We start from the raw sequence: 20,541 nt of genomic DNA on the forward strand, positions 1-20,541 counted from the left end.
CCCATGCTCAAGACCGCCGTCCAGGAACAACTCCTGCCCGGAGACACCCTGCAGGCCAAGTGGGACTTCGCCCAGCAGGCCGGATACGACGCGATCGAACTGCGCGGCAAGGGCGACTTCCACTTCGTCTCCCGGCGCGAGGAACTGCGCCGGGCCCGCGAGGACGGTGTCGTCATGCCGACCGTCTGCGTCGACATGCCGCACTTCCTCGGCGCCTTCGACGAGGAGCTGCGCCGCGACGCCGTCGCCCAGATGAAGTCCCAGCTCACCGTGATCGCCGAGATCGGCGGAGTGGGCGCCCAGACCCCCGCCTCGTACGGCATGTTCTCCCGCCGGTTGCCGCCCTTCGAGCCGCCGCGCACCGAGGAGGAGGACCGCGAGGTGCTCCTCGCCGGGCTCACCGAACTCGGCGAGCACGCCCGCAGCGAGGGCGTGACGCTCTTCCTGGAGCCGCTCAACCGCTACGAGGACCACATGGTCAACCGGCTGGAGCAGGCCGCCGACCTGATCCGCGCCGTCGGCCTCGACTCGGTCCGGATCGGCATCGACAGCTACCACATGAACATCGAGGAGACCGACCCCGCCGCCGCCATCGTCGCCCACGCCGACGTCATCGGCCACGCCCAGGTCTCCGACTCCAACCGCTTCCAGCCCGGCGCCGGTCACCTCGACTGGCCCGCCTGGCTGGGCGCCCTGCACACCGTCGGCTACGACGGCCACCTCGCCCTCGAATCCCGGCTGACCGGGGACCCCGTCCAGGCCGTGCGCTCCGTCCCCGCCTTCCTCAAGAGGTCGGGCGCGTGAACTCCCCCCTGGACCTCCTGGACCGGCCCGCGCCCACCGCGCCCGCGGACCTGACCCTGCGGCGCGGTGCGGCGCGGGTCCTGCTCGACAACTGGACCGGCGCCTCCACCGTCCCCTCCCGCACCCTCTACCCGCACCAGTGGAGCTGGGACTCCGCCTTCGTCGCCATCGGGCTGCGCCACCTCTCGGTGCGCCGCGCCCAGCGGGAACTGGAGTCCCTGCTGGCCGCGCAGTGGGCCGACGGACGTGTGCCCCACATCGTCTTCAACCCCGCTTTGCCGCACGACGCCTACTTCCCGAGCCCCGACTTCTGGCAGTCCTCCACGGCGGGCCGGGCCGCCGGCGCCCCGTCCTCCGTCGAGACCTCCGGCATCGTCCAGCCGCCCGTGCACGCCCTGGCCGCCTGGCTCGTGCACCGGGCCGACCCGGCCGAGTCCCGGCGCCGCGGCTTCCTCGCCCGGGTCCGGCCGAGGCTCGCCGCCTGGCACGACTACCTGCTCGGCCGCCGCGACCTCGGCGGGGGCGGCCTCGCGGCCGTCGTCCACCCGTGGGAACCCGGCATGGACAACAGTCCCAGCTGGGACCGGGCCCTGCGACGGGTCGAACCCAGCCCGCCCGGCACCTTCCGGCGCGCCGACCTCGACCACGGCCACCCCGCCGACCGGCCCACCGACCTCGACTACGGCCGGTACGTCAGGCTGGCCACCGAGTACCGGGAAGCCGGCTACGACGACCGTGTCGTACGGCACCGGTTCGCCGTGGAGGACCCGGCCTTCAACGCGCTGCTGATCGTGAGCGAACTGGCCCTGGCCGCCATGGCACGCGAACTGGGGCTGCCCGCACGGCGGCACACCGAGCGGGCCGCCGAGCTGACCCGGGCGCTGGTGGACCGGCTCTGGGACGAGGAGGCGGGCCTGTTCCGCGTGCGCGACCTGCACCGCGGCACACCGGTCGACGAGCGGACCGTCGGCGGACTGATCCCGCTCCTGGTCCCGCACCTGCCGCGGCACGTCGTCCGGCGGCTGCACGCCACGCTCACCGGACCGCACTTCCGCGCGCCGGCCACCGACCTGGTGCCCAGCTACGACCTGACCGGGCACGCCTTCCACCCCACCCGGTACTGGCGCGGTCCCGCCTGGTTCAACACCGCCTGGCTGATCGAGCGCGGGCTGCGCACCCACGGCCTCGGCCAGGACGCCGCCCGCCTGCGCGCCGGGTTCCTCGCGGAGGCCGGACGTTCCGGGTTCGCCGAGTACGTCGACCCCGCCACCGGCGCGGCCTGCGGCACCCGGCACTTCTCCTGGACCGCGGCTCTCTCGCTGGACCTGCTCAGCGCCGACCCGAAGGAGGCCGAATCATGAGCGCGGCCGACCCCCGCGTCCAACTGGTGCGCGACGCCACCTTCGTCCGTCTCGGCACCGACGGGGAGATCAGCGGCGTCCGCGGCTCGGCGCCCGACGGGCTGTTCCTCCAGGACGCCCGGCACCTCAGCCGCTGGCGCCTCACCGTCGACGGCACCGCTCCGGTCGCCCTCGTGCCCGCCACGGCGGACACCGACGACACGGCCGCCGGTGTGCTGACCCCCGAGGGCACCCGGGACAACCCGCCCGCGTACACCGTCTTCCGGCGGCAGAGCGTCACCGCCGGCACGTTCACCGAACACCTGAGCCTGGTCAGCAACCGCCCCGACGCCGTGACGGCCCGCCTCGGCCTCACCGTCGACGCCGACTTCGCCGACCTCTTCGAACTCCGCGCCGACGACCGCCACTACGCCAAGCCCGGCGCGGAGTACGAGAGCCGCGACACCGCCGACGGAGTGCTCTTCAGCTACCGGCGAGCCGACTGGCACGCCCGGACGGAGATCACCTGCGATCCCGCCCCGGACGCGGTGGCCCCCGCACCGGCCCAGCGGGGCGACACCGCCCGGACCCTCACCTGGCACCTGCCCCTCGACGCGCACGGACGGGCCGACCTGCACCTGACCGTCCGCGCCCGCCCGCACGGACGGACCCGGTCGCCCGCCCCCGCCCCCGCAGCCGTACGGCGTCCCGTACGGCCCGACAGCGCGACGGACGACCTGGCGCGCACCTGCGAACGCGGTCTCGCCGACATCGACCTGCTGACCATCCCGGTCCCCGGCGTCGACGGAGAGGACGTGCGGGTCCCGGCCGCCGGCATCCCGTGGTTCCTCACCCTGTTCGGCCGGGACTCGCTGCTGACCGCCTACTTCCTGCTGCCGTACCGGCCCGCGACGGCCGCCGCCGTCCTCAGCGCGCTCGCCGCCACCCAGGGCCGGCGTCACGACCCCTTCAGCGGCGAGCAGCCCGGACGCATCGTCCACGAGACCCGGCACGGCGAACTCGCCCACTTCCGGCAGGTCCCCTACGGCCGGTACTACGGCGCCGTCGACGCCACCCCGCTCTTCCTCGTCCTGCTCCACGCCCACCACGAGACGACCGGCGACCGGACCCTGGCACGACGCCTGGAACGGCACGCCCGGCGGGCCGTGGACTGGATGCTCACCGACGGCGGCCTGGAGCAGCACGGGTACCTCGTGTACGACCCGGACCCGGGCGGGCTGGTCAACCAGAACTGGAAGGACTCCGCCGGTGCCGTCTGCTTCCGCGACGGGACCCAGGCCGGGGGACCCGTCGCGGTCTGCGAGGCACAGGGCTACGCCTACGACGCACTCCTGCGCACCGCCGAACTCGCCGACGCCGTCTGGCGGGACGAGGCATGGGCCCGTCGGCTCCGCGAGAGCGCCGCCCGGCTGCGGGACCGCTTCACGGCGGACTTCTGGATGCCGGACGCGGACTTCCCCGCCCTCGCGCTGGACGGCGACGGCCGCCAGGTCGACGCGCTGGCCTCGGACGCCGGGCATCTGCTGTGGTCGGGCATCCTCGACCCGGAACGCTCCCGCCGGGTGGGCCGGCGACTCCTCGAGCCGGACTTCTTCTCCGGCTGGGCGATCCGCACCCTCGCCGCCGGACAGCGGCCGTACCACCCGCTGTCCTACCACCGGGGCAGCGCCTGGCCGCACGACAACGCGGTCATCGTCCTGGGCCTGGCCCGGCAGGGACTCGCGGCGGAGGTGCGCACCGTCGCGGAGGGGCTCGTCGCGGCGGCGGCCCGTCACGGCCACCGGCTGCCCGAGGTCCTCGCCGGGTACGACCGCTCGGCGACCGCCGCGCCGGTTCCCTACCCCCATTCCTGCTCACCGCAGGCCTGGGCCGCCGCCACCCCGCTGGCCCTGCGGACGGCGCTGGGGCGGGAACCGCTCGGACCCTGACCCCGCTACTGCGACGCCGGCCGGGCGCGGCCCCGGCCCGGGGCGCCGGCGCGACGACGGCAGTCCGCGTCGTGCCGCGCGCCGAGCGAGGTCCACCACCGTTCGCAGCAGTCCTCGGGCAGCGGGAGGCGGTCGGCCACGGGGCGGGCGCACTCCGGTCCGTGCACGACACCCTCGGAGTGCCGCCAGAACGCGCAGCACGGCTCGAGACCGTGCGCGAACGGATCCCGCGGCTCCGGCCGGGCCAGCAGCTCGGCCCGGCGGGCGAGGGCGACCCTGCGCCGGTGCTCCGCGGCCTCGCGGGCGGCGCACCAGGCGAAGACCGCGGCGACGTACAGTCCGGGCAGGGCCAGCCAGGAGTGGCGGGTGGCCGCGTACGCGGCGGCGGCGACAAGGAGCGCGGCGGCGGCACGGCACGCGCGGGCGGTGCGCAGGCTCGGCGTCACAGGGAACTCCCGTGGGTCGGCGGGGGAGAAGGCCTCGGGACATCCGTATGCCCCCGGTTCGCCGCAGTACGTCATTCTGTCGCGTCCGGCGGAAAATCCGTTGCGGCCACCCGCCGCGTGCCCGACTCTGCTCCTCATGTCCACCGCCGACCTGCGACCGGCCACCCTCGCCGACGCCCCCGCCGTCACCGGACTCCTCAACGAGATCGACCGGATCGAGATCGGCTGTCCCGAGACCGACCAGCACACCGTCGAAGCCGACCTGAAGCACCAGCAGAGGGATCTGACCCGGGACTCGTGGCTCGCCTTCGACGACGGCCGGCTGGTCGCGTACGGGCTGCTGTGGGACGAGTCCGGCGGGGAGCGCGTCGACATCGACCACTACGTGCTGCCCGACCACCAGCGGACCGGGCTGCGCGTGCTGGCGGCCATGGAGACGCGTGCCCTGGCCAAGGCCCGGGCCAACGGCGCGGAGCGCGCCGTCGTCCACCTCCACCTCAACGCCACGCCCACGACCGACACCGCGCTCCTCGCCGAGCGCGGCTGGAGCGTCGTCCGCACCCACCACGTGCTGCGCCGCGCGCTGGACCCGGCGGCCGACCTCCCGCCCGAGGCCCCGGCGGGCGTGCGGGTGCGGGCGTGCGCCACGGAGGCGGACCGCGTCCGGGTGCACGAGCTGTACCAGCGGTCGTTCGCCCAGCACTTCGACTTCCAGCCGCGCCCCTACCGGCTGTGGCTCGACGACATCGACGCCGCGGGCCTCGACTGGTCCCTGGTGTGGATCGCCGAGGCCGACGACCTGGGCGACGCCGGGTTCCTGCTCGCCCGGGACGACCGCGAGGCCATGGGCTGGATCCGGAGCCTCGGCGTGCTGCGCGAGGCCCGCGGCCGCGGCCTGGGCGGGTTCCTCCTGCGCCACGCCTTCGCGGCCTTCGCCGCGCGGGGCCGGGACACGGTGGGCCTCGGTGTCGACACCGCCAACGCGACGGGCGCCCCGCGGCTGTACGGCCGCCATGGCATGACGGTCCACTTCGCGGTCGACACCTGGGAGGCCGTGATCGCCTGACGGTGCCTCACGGCACCATCGCGACCGCCACCGCGGCGAGCAGGGCGACGTACGTCCAGGCGTGGAGGCGGTCGGGAAGGTGCGGCGGCCGTCGGCGCAGCACCGCGATCACCGGCAGGGCGCCCAGGAGCAGCGCCCCGGCCGCGCGGAGGTCGACGAGGCCCACCAGGGTCACCTGCGCGTGGGCACCGGCGGGGCCGGCGGAGCCGCCCAGGAAGACGGCGGCGGCCGGGAGAGCGATCGCGAGGGTCAGCGGGTTGGCCAGCGCGGTCGCCACGTGCATCGTGTGCCCGGCCCGCCGCAGCGCGGGGACGGTCATGACGCTGCCCCCCACGCCGAGGAAGGCGGCGACCGCGCCGACGGGCGCACCGACGACGGCCGGCAGCGGACGCGGCGGTCCCGGGGTCACCGCGGCCGGGGCGCGCGGGCGCAGGAAGCCGGGGCGCAGCAGCAGGTCCACGACGGTGAAGGCGACGTACGCGACGAACGCCCACCGGATCAGCCCGGCCGGGGCGTGGCGCGCGGCCAGCGCCCCGGCCGAGGCGCCGACGCCCAGCAGGGCGAACAGCGGCCCGCCGCCCCGGAGGGCGCCCAGCACCCGGCGGGGCGTGACGGCGGTGGCGAAGGTGGCGTTCACCACCATGACCAGGGCCGAGGTGGCCGTCGCCACCCGCATCGCGTCCGCGCCGAGCGCGGAGTCCGCCCACACCACGACCGGGACGGCGACGAAACCGCCGCCGAACCCGAACAGGACGGTGGTCGCACCGGTCAGGAGCCCGATTCCGAGCAGAGCCGCAATATCCACACCTGCCACTCCACCAGCCCGGCGGGCCCGCCCGCATTCGATGCCCGGCACCGTTCCTTCGCGACCCGGCCAGGACGGCCGTAGGGTGAAGGGGTGAAGAACGTCCCCCTGGCCGACGTCGACCACGTGGACCGGGCCGTGCTGCCGATCGGCACCGACTATCCGCCCGGACACCTCCTGGACTGGCACCGGCACCGGCGCGCGCAGTTCCTGTACGGCGCCACCGGGGTCATGGTCGTCGACACCGACGACGGCACCTGGACCGTGCCGCCCGAGCGCGCCGTCCTGATCCCGGCCGCCACCCGGCACCGGGTGCGGATGCTCGGCGTGAGCACCCGCAGCCTGTACGTCGAGCCGGACGCCGTACCGTGGTGGCCCGGCACCTGCACGGTCGTGGACGTGCCGCCGCTGCTGCGTGAACTGCTCCTGGCGGCCGTCGAGTTCGAGGCCGGCTACGACCTGTCCGGGCGCGAGGGCAGCGTCGCCGACCTCCTCCTGCACGAGATCGCGGCGCGCGCCCCGCTCCCGTTCCACGTCCGCATCCCCGCCTCCGCCGACCTGGCGACGCTGTGCCGGTCGTATCTGGCCGCACCCGACACCGGGGTCACCAATGCCGCCTGGGCGGCGCGGACGAACATGAGCGAGCGGGCCTTCACCCGGCGCTTCCGTGCCCAGACGGGCGACAGCCCCGCCGTCTGGCGGGGCCGCGCGCGCCTGCTCGCGGCGGTGCCGCTGCTGGGGTCCGGTTCGGTCAGCGAGGTCGCCGGGCGGCTCGGCTACGCCTCTCCCGCCGCGTTCACCGCCGCCTTCACCCGCACCTTCGGCATCCCGCCGTCCCGGTTCACGCGGGGCCACCGGGGGCGGCCCGGCTGAGGGCCTAGGAGTGCTCCTGCGCCAGGTGGCCGAGTGCCGCGCTGCGGCTCGTCGACAGATGGTGCAGGACCAGTTCCTGGACGCGGTCCACGTCGCGGGCGGCGATGGCCCGGTAGAGGGCGTCGTGCTCCAGGGCGACGGCCAGCAGGTCGTCGTGCTGGCCCAGGAGCCAGCGCAGCCGGCTGCGCAGGACCCGTTCGAGCTCGTTGAGCAGCTCGTTGGCGGCCAGGGAGACGACGGTCTCGTGGAAGTCGGCGGCCGCCCGGCGGGCCCGCACCGCGTCGTTCGCGCGGGCCGCGTCGAGTTCGGCGTCCACCGTCGCGCGCAGCCGCTCCAGCCCCTCCCGCGTGTGCCGTTGGGCGGCGAGCCGGAACCCCAGGGTCTCCAGGCCCGAGCGGACCTCGTCCAGGTCGGCGATGTCGCTGGTGGTGAACTCCCGCACCACCGCCCAGCTCCGTGGCCGCGGGGTCACCAGTCCTTCCGACACCAGGGCCTTGAGGGCCTCGCGGACGGGGAGCCGGCTCACGCCGAGCGACTCGGCCAGCTCCCGCTCGACCAGGCGGCTGCCGGGGGTCCGCACACCGTCGATGATCTCGTCGCGCAACCGCCGCGTGACCCGCTCGGACTCGGGCGTGAAGCCCTCTGACGCAGCCATCGCCGTCCTTCGTCTGTCTTCCCGTTCCCGGCCCGCCGACCGCGCCGTGCGGAGCGGCGGTCGGGCGGCCCGTCAGAATACCCCGGGGCCCACGGGCGGCCCGGACGGGACGGCGCGACGACGGTCAGCCCGCCTGCGGGGGCCAGTTGACGATCCGCTTGGGACGCGGGCGGGCGTAGGTGCGCACCTTGGACGTGGACAGGCCGAGCCGGACCAGGGACTCGGCGACCGTCACGGCGGCGGCGACCCCGTCGACCACGGGGACACCGGTACGTTCCACCACGCGTTCGGCGAGGCCCGCCATGCCGCCGCAGCCCAGGCAGATCACCTCGGCCCGGTCCTCCTCGACCGCGCGGGCGGCCTGCTCGGTGATGGCGTCCACGGCGGCCTGCTCGTCCCGTTCCAGCTCCAGTACCGCGAGCCCGCTGGCCCGCACCGAGGCGCACCTGGCGCTCAGTCCGGCCACCTCCAGCCGCTCCTCGATCAGGGGGACCGTACGGTCGAGGGTGGTGACGACGGAGTAGCGGCGGCCCAGGTACTGCGCGGTGCTCGCGGCCGCCTCGGTGATGTCGACGACGGGCACGTCGAGCAACTCCTGGAGCCCCTCCCGGCCGTGCTCGCCGTAACCGGCCTGGATCACCGCGTCGAAGGGCTCCCGGTGGGCGCGCACGGCCTCCATCACGGCGACGGCGGCGAGGTAGCTCTCGTAGTTGCCCTCCACGGACTCCGCGCCGAAGGCCGGGGTCAGCGGCACGATCTCGGTGCCCGCAGAGGCCGCGCCGGCCGCCTGCTTGCCGATCGCGTCGGTGATGGACTGCGTGGTGTTGACGTTGACCACGAGGATGCGCATGGGTGGGCCTGGGCCTTCTGCTCGGACGGGGGCGGGGGCGGGGACGAGGCGCGACGCGGGGCGGGGGTGGGGGTGTGCGGGGCTATTCCGCGGCGACGGCGATGGCCTCGCCGTCCACGTCACGGAACGCGGAGGCACGGTCGGCGATCAGCGCGTACAGCACGGCGGCGATGATCGCGCCGATGAACCAGGAGAACCCGGCCGCGGCGTGGAAGAAGGGGACGAGTGCGACGACCACGGCGATCGCGGCACTGGGGGCGAAGGCGGCGACGGCCCGCGGGTTGTAGCCGCGCCGGTAGTGGTACTCGGCGCCCGCGTCCTCGGTGTACAGGGCCGGCACGTTCACGCGGGACTTCCGCAGCAGCCAGTAGTCCGCCATGATCACGCCGAACAGGGGGCCGAGCAGCGCGCCGAGCCCGCCGAGGAAGTAGTTCACGACGACCGGGCTGTTGTAGAGGTTCCAGGGCGTGATCACCAGGCCCAGGACCGCGCTCACCAGACCCGCGCGGCGGAAGTCGAGTCGGTGCGGGAAGAGGTTGACCAGGGCGTAGATGGGCGCGACGAAGTTGGCCAGCAGGTTCACCGCCACCGTGAGGGCGATGAGGCACAGCGAGGCGACGGCCAGCAGGAACATGTTGGGGATCGTCCTGACGATGTCCGTCGGACTGGTGATCACGTGCCCGTCGAGGGTGAACTGGGCTCCGCTGAGCACCGCCACGATGACGGCGAAGAAGAGCATGTTCACCGGGATGCCGATCACGTTGCCCCGGACGATGGAGCCGCGGCTGCGCGCGGACCGGGTGAAGTCGCAGAAGTTCAGCACGAACGTCCCGTAGATCACCACCCACAGGGCGGCGGCCTGGAGCACCTGGAGCCACATCGCGCCGCCGGTGAGCGGATCGTCGATCGACACGGAGACCGACCCGTCGGCCCGGACGAACATCCACACCGCGAGGGCGCACATGATCAGCAGGGTGGTGGGCGCGGCGAAGGCCATGTACCGGCGGATCATCTGCATCCCGTAGCTGACGATGAGCACCTGGAGGGCCCACAGCACCAGGAAGGTGATCCAGCCGAGCGTCGACTGGCCGAGCAGGGAGTTCGTGTCCAGGGAGGCCAGTGAGGGGAACATGGCCACCAGGAGGGCGCTCAGCACGGCGGACGCCAGATAGGTCTGGATACCAAACCAGGCGATGGCCACGGCGCCGCGGACGGTGGCCGGAATCTTCGCCCCCTTGATGCCGAAGGCGATGCGGCTCATGACGGGGAACGGGACGCCCGTCTTGTGGCCCATGAACCCGGAGAGCGTGAGCAGGAGGAAGAGCAGGACCGAGGCGAGCGCGAAGGCGGCGAGGATGCCCCACACGTTCAGGCCGAGGGCGAACAGTCCGATGGCGAAGGCGTAATTGCCCAGGCTGTGCACGTCGTTGGCCCAGAGCGTGAAGACGTTGTAGGCGCCCCAGCGGCGGCCCTCCCGCTTCGTCGGGGCGAGGTCGTACGTGTAGAGGCCGGAGCTGGTGGCGGTGTCGCCGGTCCCGGCGGACGAGCGGCGGTCTTCCAGGGCAGTCATACGGGACTCCTGGGATCAGGTGCGGGGAATTGGAGAGTTCCACAAAGCGGAAGCTGCTTTCCGGTGAACAGAACGTAGTTTTCGCCAAACCGGACCGTCAAGGGGTCTGCGGCAAATGGAATACCATTTTTGGCCCTGTTGACAGCCCCAGGGGCCGTCCCTAGCCTGACGCCCCGTCGTTACATCGATGTAAAGGCTTCGGGAGAGGACCCCCACGTGCTTCCCAGCCCCTCACACCGTCCCCGTGCCCGCCTCGGCCGTCTCCTCGCCGCCCTTCTCGGGCTGGCCGTGGGGCTGCTGCCCGGGCTCACCGGTCCGGCCGCCGCGGCCCCCGCCGCGTCCGCGCCCCCTGCCGGGGCCGCCGCGGCGGGCACCTTCCGCAACCCGCTCAACAGCGGGCCCGATCCCTTCATGACGCACTGGAAGGGCGCCTACTACCTCACCACCACCCAGGGCGGCAGCATCCGGATGTGGCGCTCCCCGTCCCTGGGGACCCTGCCGGCCGCGGACCCGGTCACCGTGTGGACCGACACCGACCCGTCCCGCAACCGCAACATCTGGGCCCCGGAGTTCTACCGCTTCGGCGACCGCTGGTACCTCTACTACACGGCCGACGACGGCGTCGACGACCACCACCGGCTGTACGTCCTGGAGTCGGAGCGCGACGACCCCACCGGCCCGTACCGCTTCAAGGCCAAGCTCGCCCCGCCCAACCACGCGGACGACTTCGCCATCGACGCGGGCATCCTCCAACTCGGCGGCCGGCTCTACCTCGCCTACAGCGGCATCAACCAGTACCAGCACAACGGGATCAACATCGCCCCGATGTCCGACCCGTACACCGTCTCCGGGAACGCGGTCGCGATCGACGCGGCGGGCGGCTGCCCCGAGGTGCGGGAGGGCCCCGAGTTCCTCTACCGGGGCGGCCGGGTATGGATGACGTACTCCACCTGCGACACGGGCAAGCCGGACTACCAGGTCTGGATGATGTCGATGCCGCTGAACGCGGACCCGCTGGTGCCGGGGAACTGGCACCAGCACCGGGGCGCGGTGTTCTCCCGGGCCGACGACCGGGGCGTGTTCGGGCCGGGCCACCACGCCTTCTTCACGTCCCCCGACGGCACCGAGGACTGGATCGTCTACCACGCCAAGACCACCTCGGTGAACACCTACACCAACCGCACCACGCGGGCGCAGAAGTTCACCTGGCGGGCCGACGGCACACCCGACTTCGGCCGTCCGCTCGCCATGGGAGCCACCCAGAACCTCCCCTCCGGCGATCCCGGCTCGGGCAACTACTGGATCAACGACGACGGCCGTTCCAGCGGCCCCGGCGGCGTCACCTACACCGGTGCCTGGAACTCCGGCACGGGCTGTGCCACGCAGTGCTTCTGGAGCGACGACCACTGGAGCGACCGGGCGGGTGCCACGGCCACCTTCTCCTTCACGGGCACCCGGATCGTCCTGCTCTCCGTCAAGGACACCGGCAACGGCTACGCGGGCATCAGCGTCGACGGCGGGCCCGAGCAGCGGGTGGACTTCCACCACTCGATCCGCGTCGGTGAAGCGGTGCAGTACACGAGCCCGCGGCTGGCGAACGGCGGCCACACCCTGCGGGTCCGGGTCACGGGCGAGCACGACTCCCAGTCCGGGGCGTCCTTCGTGAGCGTCGACCGGGCCGAGGTCTACACGAACTGACCCGTACCGCACACCCGGCCGACCGGAACCTCAGCGCCGCGCGCGGCCCTCCGTGCTCTCCCTCAGGACGAGCCGGTGGGCCACGATGCGGTCCTGCGGCGCCTGCACCCCCGACACGGCACCGTCCGGCGCCGTCGCCTCCTCGATGCGGTGCTGGAGCAGCTGCACGGCGACCTTGGCCACCGCCGCCTTGTCCGGCGCCACCGTGCTCAGCGTCGGGACGCTGTAGCTCCCGCCCTCCACGTCGTCGAAGCCGATCACGGCGACGTCCTCCGGCACCCCGACCCCGTGCTCGTGCAGGGCCCGCAACGCGCCCAGCGCGAGCTGGTCGTTGAGGCAGAGCAGCGCGTCGGGCCGGGCACCGTCCTCCAGCGCCCGCGCCACGGCCCGCGCGCCGTCGGGCATCCGGAAGGAGCCCACCGGCAGCAGAGCGTGCGGATCGTAGGCGATGCCCGCCTCCGCCAGAGCGGCACGGTAGCCCCGGGTGCGGGCCTCGGCCGTGCCCAGACCGGAGTCGTCGCGCCCTCCGACGGCGAGGATCGTGCGGCGTCCGAGCCCGATCAGATGGCGGGTCGCCTCGCGCGCGGCACTCTCGTTGTCGATGGCCACGTGGTCGGCGCCCTCCTCCAGCAGTTCCCCGAGCAGCACCGTGGGCGGAAAGCCCGTGCGGTCCCGCAGGTCGTCGGCGGTCAGCGCCAGCGGACTGAGGATGATCCCGTCCACGAACGTGGAGCCGAACCCGGCCAGCGCCGCCAGCTCATGGGCGCGGTCCGCCCCGGATTGATGGATCAGGACCGTCAGGGACCGCTGCTCGGCCTCGCGGATGACATGCCGGGCCAGCTCCGCGAAGTACGGTATGTCCAGTTCCGGGACGACGAGCGCGATGATGCCGGTTCTGCCCTTGCGCAGGTGGCGGCCGGCCAGGTTCACCCGGTAGCCGAGGTGTTCGATGGCCTCGCGCACCACCTGCCTGGTCCGGTCCGAGACATGGGCGTAGTCGTTGATGACATTGGACACCGTCTTCTCCGAAACGCCCGCATGACGTGCGACGTCCTTGATCCTGGGCCGTGCCACCGAGACCTCCCTGCCTCTTTCGCGCTGCCCGAGTCTATGTCCCGGTGCGCGGGAGGCTTCGGCGCAGGCCCACTGCCGCTCGGCTCTTTACAGCCCATGTACATCGATGTAAAAACTAGCCACCGCATGAGCTCCGGCCGTCGAAAGGTCCGCGATGAGTTCCCGTCTGCCTGCCCAGGGGGTGCCGGCCGTGTCCGACCCGGTCCACCGCCCCAGCCGCCGCCGGTTGCTGCGCAACGCCATGGCCGGGACGGGCGCCCTGCTCGCCGCGGGCCCGCTGTCCGGCTGCGCCTCCCCGGCCTCGGCCTCCGGGGCGTCCTCGCTGAGCGTCTGGGACCTCTTCCAGGGCGGCGACGGCATGCTCATGGACGACATGATCGAGGCCGTGTCCAAGGGAGCCGGGGGAGTCAAAGGCTTCGACGTCGACCGCACCATCCTGGACTGGGGCCCGTCCTACTACACCAAGCTCGCCATGTCCGCGGCCGGCGGACGGGCCTCCGACGTGGCCGCCATGCACCTGTCGCGGCTGGCGGGCTACGCGCCCGGCGGCCTGGTGGACCCCTTCGACCTGGACCTGCTCGCCGAATACGGCGTCACGGAGAAGGACTTCACCCCGGCCGTGTGGTCGCGCACCCGGCACGAGGGGACCGTCTACGCGATCCCGCTGGACGTCCACCCCTTCATCGTGTTCTACGACAAGAAGGCCGCCGAGAAGGCCGGACTCCTGGACACCTCGGGCGAACTGGCGCCCATGGGCTCCCCCGAGGCCCTGCTGGAGGCGGGCCAGGCCCTCGCCGGGGCGACCGGGGAGTCCGGCATCCTGTTCGGCCACGTCACCGACACGGCACAGAGCTGGCGCCTGTTCGCCGGCCTCTACGCCCAGACCGGCGCCGCCTTCGACCTGCCGGACGGCGGGCCCCCGAAGATCGACGTCGACGCCGCCGTACGCGTCGTCACCCTCATGACGCGGCTCTTCGACGGGAAGACCAACCCGAACAACCTGGACTACAACGGCGCGCTGGCCGCCTTCAGCAGCGGCCGCGGCGGCATGGCCATGCTCGGCGAATGGGAGCTGCCCACCCTGAAGAAGTCCGGCATCGACCTGGGCGCCGCGCCCTTCCCGCAGGTCTTCGACAAGCCGGCCGTCTACACCGACAGCCACAGCTTCGTCCTCCCGCACCAGGACAGCCCCGACCCGGCCCGGCGCCGCGAGGCCCACCGGTACGTCGCCCGGATACTCAGGCAGAGCCTCACCTGGGCGAGCGCCGGACACATCCCCGCCTACCAGCCCGTCCTCGCCGAGCCCGCGTACGCGGCGCTCGACCCCCAGTCCTCCTATGCCGACGCCGCCGAGGTGGCGGTGCTCGACCCGCCCAACTGGTTCGCGGGCGCCGGTTCGAACTTCCAGAACCGGATGTGCCAGCCGCTCCAGTCGGCGCTGCTGGGCAACACCACCCCCGAGAAGGCGGTGCGGCAGATGGTCCGCGAGGCGGACACCCTGCTGCGGCAGCCCAACCCGGTGGCCTGACCAGCGAAAGGAGTGACCGACGTGACCACCACCGCACCCCTCGGCGCCGAGGAGCAGACCGACCCGCCCGGGGTTGTCCCGGGCGGCCGCCGTACCGCCCTCGGCCGCATACGCACCGGCAACGGGCTCGTGTTCGTCCTGCCGTTCCTGCTCGTGTTCGGCCTCTTCATGGTGTGGCCGATCGTGCAGGGGCTCTGGATGAGCTTCACCGACAGCTCGCTCGCCCTGCGCGACACGAGCTTCGTCGGCTTCGACAACTACACCGAGGCGTTCGGTGATCCGGACGTGTGGAGCAGCCTCGGCAACACACTCTTCTTCACCGTCATCTCCAGCGTCCCGCTGGTGCTGGTCGCGCTCGCGATGGCGCTGCTGGTGCACAGCGGACTCGCCGGGCAGTGGGCCTGGCGCCTGTCGTTCTTCGCGCCCTACCTGCTGCCCGTGACCGTCGTGACCATGATCTGGACCTGGCTCTACCAGCCCGAACTGGGCATGGCCAACCAGCTCCTGGACACCCTCGGCATGGCACCGGTCGGCTGGCTGTCCGACGAGTCCGTCGCCATGTGGTCGGTGGCCGCCCTCACCGTCTGGTGGACGGTCGGCTTCAACTTCCTGCTCTACCTCGCGGCGCTCCAGTCCCTGCCCACGACCTTCGACGAGGCCGCGGCACTCGACGGGGCCGGTGCCTGGCGCCGCCTGTGGTCCATCACCCTGCCCCAACTGCGCAGGACCACCGGCCTGGTGGCCATGCTCCAGGTCCTGGCCTCCCTCAAGGTGTTCGACCAGATCTACATCCTCACCAAGGGCGGACCCAACGGCTCCACCCGGCCCGTCCTGGAATACGTCTACGACGTGGGCTTCACGGGCTACCGCCTCGGCTACGCCTCCGCCGTCTCGTACCTCTTCTTCGCCCTGATCGTCCTCGTCTCGCTCGTGCAGCTCCGCCTCTTCCGCCGGGAGGACTGACCGTGTCCGCAACCACCACCCTCCGCCCCCGGCGCCGTCCACCCCGCGAAGCGGCCGGCTCACCCCTGCTCCTCGGCCACGGCCGGCTGCCCCGTGTCCTGGCCGCGACCGCGCTCGTCGTGCTCGCCGTCGTCTGGCTGGTGCCGTTCGTGTGGGCGGTCATCACCTCGGTGCAGAGCGAGGAGGACATCAACACCACCGGGCTGTCCCCGTTCAAGGGCGCCTTCACCCTGGACGCCTACCAGCAGATACTGGAACGCGGCCACGTCACCGTCTGGGCCTTCAACAGCTTCCTGATCTCCGCCCTGGTCACGCTGATCACCGTGGCGGTCTCCACCCTCGCGGCGTACGGCTTCTCGCGCGGCACCTTCCGCGGCCGCCGGGGCCTGCTCGGCGCCACCGTCGCCGCCATCATGGTCCCGCCGCAGCTGCTCGTCGTGCCGCTGTTCGACCAGATGACCCTGTTCAACCTGGTCGACACCTACGCGGCGGTCATCCTGCCCCAGGTCGTCGCACCCATGATGGTGTTCATCCTCAAGCGGTTCTTCGACGGCATCCCCAAGGAACTGGAGGAGGCGGCCCGGATCGACGGCGCCTCCGAGTTCCGGGTGTTCCGGTCGATCGTGCTGCCGCTCTCGCGGCCGATCGTGGCCGCGGTGGCGATCTTCGTCTTCATCGGCGCGTGGAACAACTTCATGTGGCCGTTCATCGTCACCAACGACCCCGACCTGATGACCCTCCCGGTGGGCCTGGCCACGGTGAAGGACGCCTACGGCATCCAGTACGCGCAGTCCATGGCCTCCGCCCTGCTGGCCGCGCTGCCGCTGATCGTGGTCTTCCTCCTCTTCCAGCGCCGCATCGTCAACTCCGTCGCCACCACCGGCCTCGGCGGTTCCTGAACCCGACCAGCTGTACCCACGGGCCCGGCGTTCGCGCGCCCGGCCCACCGATCGACTGGAGCATGTGTGCCCACTCACTCCGTACCGCGCCCGGAGTACCCGCGACCGCAGTTCGTGCGCCGCGACTGGCTCAACCTGAACGGCGCCTGGCAGTTCGAGACCGACCGGGGGGACAGCGGCCTCGAACGCGGTCTGCTCGACCGCGAGCTGCGTGAGGAGATCCTCGTCCCCTTCCCGCCCGAGTCCGAGCTGTCCGGCATCGGCGACACCGACTTCCTGGAGGCCGTCTGGTACCGGCGGGCACTCACCCTGCCCGCCGCCTGGGCCGGACGCCGCGTACTGCTGCACTTCGGCGCCGTCGACCACGACACCACCGTGTGGGCCGACGGCAAGGAGGTCGCCCGGCACCGCGGCGGCTTCACCCCCTTCACCGCCGACCTCGGCGACATCGCAGGGGCGGGGGAGGAGGTCGTGATCACCGTACGGGCCCGCGACCCCAAGTCCGGCCCCCAGGCGCGCGGCAAGCAGGCCGTCCAGTACGCCAACCACGACTGCAACTACACCCGGGTGACGGGCATCTGGCAGACCGTGTGGCTGGAGCCCGTCCCCGTCACGCACCTGCGCCGTCCCCGGATCACCCCCGACCTGGCCGGCTCCGCCTTCCACCTCGAACTGCCCCTGTCCGGCAACCGGCCGGGGCACCGGGTGCGCGCCGTCCTCGGCGACGCCGACGGCGAGGTGAGCCGCGCGGAGGCCCGCGCCGACCTCGACCTCGCCCCGCGCCTGCACCTGCCGGTGCCGGACGACCGGCGGCGCGAGTGGGGACCCGAGGACCCGCACCTGTACGACCTGCGCCTCGAACTCCTCGACGCCGCCGGGCAGGTGGTCGACAGCGCCGAGAGCTACGCCGGGCTGCGCGCCGTCGGCCTGCGCGGCAAGGCCGTCCTGCTCAACGGCCGCCCCGTCTTCCAGCGCCTCGTCCTCGACCAGGGCTGGTACCCGGACGGGCTGATGACCGCCCCCACCGACGAGGCCCTGGTGCGGGACATCGAGCTGGCCATGGCGGCCGGCTTCAACGGGGCCCGGCTGCACCAGAAGGTCTTCGAGGAGCGCTTCCTGTACCACGCCGACCGCCTCGGCTACCTGGTCTGGGGCGAGTTCGGCGACTGGGGCTGCGAGACGGGCGGCTCCTCCGGCGACAACCAGAAGCCCGACGCCTCCTACGTCGCCCAGTGGCTGGAAGCCCTGGAGCGCGACTACTCGCACCCCTCGATCATCGGCTGGTGCCCGCTCAACGAGACCTACCAGAAGCTCCACGACCGCGTCACCCAGCTCGACGACGTGACCCGGGCGATGTTCCTGGCCACCAAGGCCATGGACACCACCCGCCCGGTCGTCGACGCGTCCGGCTACGCCCACCGGGTCGCCGAGACCGACATCTACGACTCGCACAACTACGAGCAGGACCCCGCCGTCTTCCGCCGGCTGATGTCCGGCCTCGCCAAGGACGCGCCCTTCGTCAACGCCCACGAGAGCGGCGCCCCCTACTCCCAGCCCTACCGGGGCCAGCCGTACTTCGTCAGCGAGTTCGGCGGCATCTGGTGGGACCCGGAGGCGGCAGCCGCACAGTCCGGCGAGGACCGCACCGTCTCCTGGGGCTACGGGGAACGCGTCCGCAACGAGGACGAGTTCCACGAGCGGTTCAGCGGCCTCACCGAGGTCCTGCTCGGCGACCGTGACATGTTCGGCTACTGCTACACCCAGTTGACCGACGTCTTCCAGGAGCAGAACGGCATCTACCGCTTCGACCGGGGCGAGAAGCTCGACGTCGCCCGCGTCCGCGCCGCCCAACTGCGCCCGGCGGCCATCGAGGGGCCGGAGGCCTGAGCCCGCACGGGGCCGGAGACCGAGCGGCGTCTCCGGCCCCCGCGGGTCAGAAGGGGCGGTCGCCCTCGATGGCGACGCGCTCGGCGACCCGACGCTCGGACCCGTAGTCACCCACGGCGTAGTGCTGCGTGGCCCGGTTGTCCCAGAAGGCGACGTCGCCGGGCTGCCAGCGCCAGCGCACCTGGTACTCGGGCACGTGTGCCTGCTGGAACAGGAACCGCAGCAGCCGGTCGCTCTCGGCGCGGTCCATGCCGGTGATGTGCGTGGTGAAGGACGTGTTGACGAACAGCATGCGCCGCCCCGTCTCCGGATGCGTGCGTACGACCGGGTGTTCCACGGGCGGGAACAGGTCCTGGTGCGGCAGCAGCCGCTCGGGTCCGTAGAACCGCGCGAAGCCCGGGATGAAGTCGTGCACGGCGCGGGCGCCGTCGATGCGGTCCTTGACCTCCCGGGGCAGGTTGTCGTAGGCCGCGGCCATGTCCGCCCACATCGTGTCCCCGCCGAACGGCGGCACCTCGCGCAGTTGGAGCACCGCGCCGAGCGCGGGACGCTCGCGGAAGGTGACGTCGGTGTGCCACACGTTCTCGTACGTCGGCGCCGTCCCGGCGCCCTTGTCGAACCGGACGACGTCGTCGCTGGAACCGGCGGCGAGCAGCGGGTTGGTCTCCAACTCGCCCCAGTTGCGGGCGAAGTCGCGCTGCTGCTCGGAGGTGAGGTGCTGGGCTCGGAAGAACAGCACCTTCCACTCCAGCAGGGCGCGGTTCAGCTCCTCGCGCAGCACGGGGGTCAGCGGGCGGGAGAGGTCGACGCCCCGCAGCTCGGCGCCGACGGTGCGTGCCTGCGGGACGACCTGGAAGTGCTCGTAGGGCCTCTCGCGCCGGCCCTCGGGCAGCCGGCGCAGGGTGCGCCGGCCCTCGTACATTCCGTCCCCCGGGACGCGTGCTTCGCGCAGGACGGTGCTCGGGCCGACGGACGTGACGGACATGGAGTCCTCCCCTTGTATGACGGTACGCGTGACATCCGGCCAGGGGGTGGCGCGGGGCCACCGCCGAACGGCCGGGGAAAAGAGGGTGGTGCTACGGGTGCTCCGGGCCGTGGACCGGAGGGAACGCCGACGGACTACGACGCGACAGGCGTCGGACGGTCGGTGCGAAGAAGGCCGTTAAAGGCCGGAGCGCTCACATCCGGTCCGCTCGGGCACGCGGGGACACTCCGCGATGGTGCCGAACCGGTATGGGGTCATGGCACCGATTGTGTGATCTTCGCCCGTCCGTGTCAACAGGGTCACGGCGGGCGGGGAACGAAGGGGAGCAGCTCGTCCCCTTCCGGCTGGACGACGCCGTAGCTGCTCTCGGGCACCTTGTTCCACACTCCGGGGAGGTCACCCAGGGGTTCCGACACGATCAGCCGGGTGCTGTCGGACGCGTCCTTGAGGAAGGGCAGCTCCGGATGGAGCGCGCGCAGGCTGTCCACCCGGCTGCTGTAGTAGAGCGACCGGGACTGGGCCTGGCTGGAGTAGCGGAAGGCCCACAGGCGGCGTCCGTCGGTCACGGCGACCGTCATCTGCAGCGGGAACTCCACGCCGTGCTCGTGGCCGATCTCCTCCACCAGCCCCGCCATCCGGGCCACGGCCGCCGGAGGGTCGTCCTCCAGGCCGAGGGTGAGCGCCAGGTAGAACATCATCTCCGAGTCCGTCGATCCCTCGATGTCGAGGAAGAGCTGCGGATCGACGGCCAGCGCGAGGTCCCGGCGCAGCCGGTGGAACTCGGCGATCGCGCCGTTGTGCATCCACATCCACCGGCCGTGGCGGAACGGATGGCAGTTGGTCTGCTGCACGGGGCTGCCCGTCGACGCCCGGATGTGCGCGAAGAACAGCGGCGAGCGGACATGGCTCGCGATCTCCCGCAGGTTGCGGTTGCTCCAGGCCGGCCCGACCTCCCGGACGATGGCGGGTGTGTGCATCTCCGGCCCGAACCAGCCGATGCCGAATCCGTCCCCGTTCGTCGTCTCGACGCCCATGCGGGCGTGCAGGCTCTGGTCGATGAGCGAGTGCTCGGGCTGGTAGAGCAGGGACTCCAGGAGGACGGGTGTCCCCGAGTAGGCGAGCCATCGGCACATCGCTCCGTCGCCTCCC

18 protein-coding genes are annotated in these 20,541 nt (G+C 72.5%); 10 read left to right on the forward strand and 8 right to left on the reverse strand.

The genetic code is table 11. From position 1 onward, the window contains the following. Positions 1 to 3 precede the first annotated feature (3 nt). The 3 genes from ACZ56V_RS09615 to ACZ56V_RS09625 are packed head-to-tail and all read left to right on the forward strand — an operon-like array spanning position 4 to position 4,093. Positions 4 to 804, forward strand: coding sequence for a sugar phosphate isomerase/epimerase family protein (locus tag ACZ56V_RS09615; RefSeq protein ID WP_468940689.1), 801 nt, complete (start codon positions 4 to 6; stop codon positions 802 to 804). Beyond that, positions 801 to 2,165 carry an MGH1-like glycoside hydrolase domain-containing protein gene (locus ACZ56V_RS09620; RefSeq protein WP_468940692.1) on the forward strand — a complete coding sequence of 455 codons (1,365 nt, stop codon included), beginning with the start codon at positions 801 to 803 and terminating at the stop codon, positions 2,163 to 2,165. The genes ACZ56V_RS09615 and ACZ56V_RS09620 overlap by 4 nt, the downstream gene beginning before the upstream one ends. Further along, complete coding sequence (locus ACZ56V_RS09625) at positions 2,162 to 4,093, forward strand: amylo-alpha-1,6-glucosidase (RefSeq protein ID WP_468940696.1); 1,932 nt, start codon at positions 2,162 to 2,164, stop codon at positions 4,091 to 4,093. The genes ACZ56V_RS09620 and ACZ56V_RS09625 overlap by 4 nt, the downstream gene beginning before the upstream one ends. A gap of 5 nt (positions 4,094 to 4,098) precedes the next feature. Here the strand turns inward: ACZ56V_RS09625 and ACZ56V_RS09630 are convergent, their stop codons facing one another. Then, complete coding sequence (locus tag ACZ56V_RS09630; protein WP_398909908.1) at positions 4,099 to 4,539, reverse strand: hypothetical protein; 441 nt, start codon at positions 4,537 to 4,539, stop codon at positions 4,099 to 4,101. A 136-nt stretch (positions 4,540 to 4,675) separates the two neighbouring features. On the opposite strand from ACZ56V_RS09630, the gene ACZ56V_RS09635 reads away from it, so the two are divergent. Then, positions 4,676 to 5,605 (forward strand): GNAT family N-acetyltransferase, encoded by a 930-nt coding sequence (locus ACZ56V_RS09635; protein WP_467379122.1) that lies wholly within the window; start codon positions 4,676 to 4,678, stop codon positions 5,603 to 5,605. 7 nt (positions 5,606 to 5,612) lie between these two features. Here the strand turns inward: ACZ56V_RS09635 and ACZ56V_RS09640 are convergent, their stop codons facing one another. Continuing rightward, entirely contained in the window at positions 5,613 to 6,410 is a 798-nt protein-coding gene (locus tag ACZ56V_RS09640) for a sulfite exporter TauE/SafE family protein (protein ID WP_468940700.1), read from the reverse strand. Between the two features lie 93 nt (positions 6,411 to 6,503). Between ACZ56V_RS09640 and ACZ56V_RS09645 the strand changes: the two genes are divergently transcribed. Beyond that, positions 6,504 to 7,283, forward strand: a complete 780-nt coding sequence (locus ACZ56V_RS09645) for an AraC family transcriptional regulator (protein ID WP_468940703.1) — start codon at positions 6,504 to 6,506, stop codon at positions 7,281 to 7,283. A 4-nt stretch (positions 7,284 to 7,287) separates the two neighbouring features. On the opposite strand, the gene ACZ56V_RS09650 is transcribed toward ACZ56V_RS09645, so the two are convergent. The 3 genes from ACZ56V_RS09650 to ACZ56V_RS09660 form a co-directional block, all read right to left on the reverse strand. Further along, positions 7,288 to 7,938, reverse strand: a complete 651-nt coding sequence (locus ACZ56V_RS09650) for a GntR family transcriptional regulator (protein ID WP_468940706.1) — start codon at positions 7,936 to 7,938, stop codon at positions 7,288 to 7,290. A gap of 124 nt (positions 7,939 to 8,062) precedes the next feature. Beyond that, positions 8,063 to 8,788, reverse strand: coding sequence for an aspartate/glutamate racemase family protein (locus tag ACZ56V_RS09655; protein ID WP_356369561.1), 726 nt, complete (start codon positions 8,786 to 8,788; stop codon positions 8,063 to 8,065). A gap of 82 nt (positions 8,789 to 8,870) precedes the next feature. Next, positions 8,871 to 10,358 carry an NCS1 family nucleobase:cation symporter-1 gene (locus ACZ56V_RS09660; protein WP_468940709.1) on the reverse strand — a complete coding sequence of 496 codons (1,488 nt, stop codon included), beginning with the start codon at positions 10,356 to 10,358 and terminating at the stop codon, positions 8,871 to 8,873. 216 nt (positions 10,359 to 10,574) lie between these two features. Between ACZ56V_RS09660 and ACZ56V_RS09665 the strand changes: the two genes are divergently transcribed. Then, positions 10,575 to 12,056, forward strand: a complete 1,482-nt coding sequence (locus ACZ56V_RS09665; RefSeq protein ID WP_468940712.1) for a family 43 glycosylhydrolase — start codon at positions 10,575 to 10,577, stop codon at positions 12,054 to 12,056. 30 nt (positions 12,057 to 12,086) lie between these two features. On the opposite strand, the gene ACZ56V_RS09670 is transcribed toward ACZ56V_RS09665, so the two are convergent. Next, a complete protein-coding gene (locus tag ACZ56V_RS09670; protein ID WP_398909895.1) occupies positions 12,087 to 13,130 on the reverse strand; it encodes a LacI family DNA-binding transcriptional regulator in 1,044 nt (347 codons plus the stop codon). Positions 13,131 to 13,284: 154 nt separating this feature from the next. On the opposite strand from ACZ56V_RS09670, the gene ACZ56V_RS09675 reads away from it, so the two are divergent. The 4 genes from ACZ56V_RS09675 (at position 13,285) to ACZ56V_RS09690 (ending at position 18,407) form a co-directional block, all read left to right on the forward strand. Next, positions 13,285 to 14,658, forward strand: a complete 1,374-nt coding sequence (locus tag ACZ56V_RS09675) for an extracellular solute-binding protein (protein WP_467379127.1) — start codon at positions 13,285 to 13,287, stop codon at positions 14,656 to 14,658. A gap of 21 nt (positions 14,659 to 14,679) precedes the next feature. Beyond that, on the forward strand, positions 14,680 to 15,621 hold the full coding sequence (locus tag ACZ56V_RS09680) for a carbohydrate ABC transporter permease (protein ID WP_398909891.1): 942 nt from the start codon (positions 14,680 to 14,682) through the stop codon (positions 15,619 to 15,621). Positions 15,622 to 15,623: 2 nt separating this feature from the next. Further along, positions 15,624 to 16,520: a carbohydrate ABC transporter permease gene (locus ACZ56V_RS09685; RefSeq protein WP_467379129.1), complete on the forward strand. Its 897-nt coding sequence runs from the start codon at positions 15,624 to 15,626 to the stop codon at positions 16,518 to 16,520. A gap of 66 nt (positions 16,521 to 16,586) precedes the next feature. Continuing rightward, positions 16,587 to 18,407, forward strand: coding sequence for a glycoside hydrolase family 2 protein (locus tag ACZ56V_RS09690; RefSeq protein WP_467379130.1), 1,821 nt, complete (start codon positions 16,587 to 16,589; stop codon positions 18,405 to 18,407). A gap of 46 nt (positions 18,408 to 18,453) precedes the next feature. Here the strand turns inward: ACZ56V_RS09690 and ACZ56V_RS09695 are convergent, their stop codons facing one another. Continuing rightward, positions 18,454 to 19,392 carry a TauD/TfdA dioxygenase family protein gene (locus ACZ56V_RS09695; protein WP_468940720.1) on the reverse strand — a complete coding sequence of 313 codons (939 nt, stop codon included), beginning with the start codon at positions 19,390 to 19,392 and terminating at the stop codon, positions 18,454 to 18,456. A 299-nt stretch (positions 19,393 to 19,691) separates the two neighbouring features. Continuing rightward, complete coding sequence (locus ACZ56V_RS09700) at positions 19,692 to 20,525, reverse strand: class II glutamine amidotransferase (RefSeq protein ID WP_398909884.1); 834 nt, start codon at positions 20,523 to 20,525, stop codon at positions 19,692 to 19,694. Positions 20,526 to 20,541 lie beyond the last annotated feature (16 nt).

The organism is Streptomyces sp. NPDC034099, from assembly GCF_055575415.1.